Source organism: Protofrankia sp. CiP1_Cm_nod2 (assembly GCF_920664355.1).
Classification (GTDB): Bacteria; Actinomycetota; Actinomycetes; order Frankiales; family Frankiaceae; genus Protofrankia.
Genome location: NZ_CAKKTL010000161.1, coordinates 11,751 through 12,504, shown reverse-complemented (window position 1 = coordinate 12,504; position 754 = coordinate 11,751). Strand labels below are relative to the sequence as shown.

Below are 754 nucleotides of genomic sequence, written 5' to 3'. Positions count from 1 at the left end.
GTTGCCGCCCACGCCTCGGCGTCCCGCGGAGAATGTCCCGCCTCGACGAGCCGGATAATCATGAACGCGGAGTCGACCCACTCGGCACCCGCGGCGGGCCACCCCCAGTCGATCACGTGAATCGACTCGCCGGCGCCGATCACGAACTGGTCACCGTGTAGATCGGTGTGGACGAGCCGATCACCTGCCACCGCCTCGGGCGCCCGCGCCGTCCATCGGTCCATGACGTCGACGTCCCAGCCGCTCACCACGTCCGGAGCGATCTCGCACAGGCGGCTCCACCAGTCCCGCACGGTCCACCGCTGGTGCAGCCCGGCAACCCCGGGCGCGGGCAGGCCACCGAGCCGGTCCAGCGTGCGCCCGACCGTTGGAAGATCAGCCGAACCGGGTGTGAGGTCGGCGGACCGGCCAGGCAGGTACTCGAACCCGACGATCAACCAGTCGTCGTCCGCGGTGACGTCCTGCGCGAAGGCCACGGCCGGCGCGATGCCGGCGGCGAGCGTCCCGGCCGTGACCTCGTTTCGCAGCCAGCGCATCCGCATGCTGACTCCGCGGACCGCTTTCACGAACACCGGCCCGTCCTCGCCGTACACGACGGCTGTCAGATCGTTGTTCCGCCCGCCGTCGACAGCGGCCGCCGAGCCCACCGGGCCGAGGTGACGCCCGACCGCCTCGCGCACCGGATCGGGAAGCGAATCCCAGAGGTCCACCATGCCGGCCCCTTCCTGGATCACCGCGGGATTCGCGATCCCTG

At 71.1% G+C, this 754-nt stretch carries 1 protein-coding gene; it reads right to left on the bottom strand.

The features are described 5' to 3' along the window. On the bottom strand, positions 1 to 713 hold a 713-nt coding region (locus tag NBW84_RS16935; RefSeq protein ID WP_250285710.1), incomplete at its 3' end, for a hypothetical protein. Positions 714 to 754 lie beyond the last annotated feature (41 nt).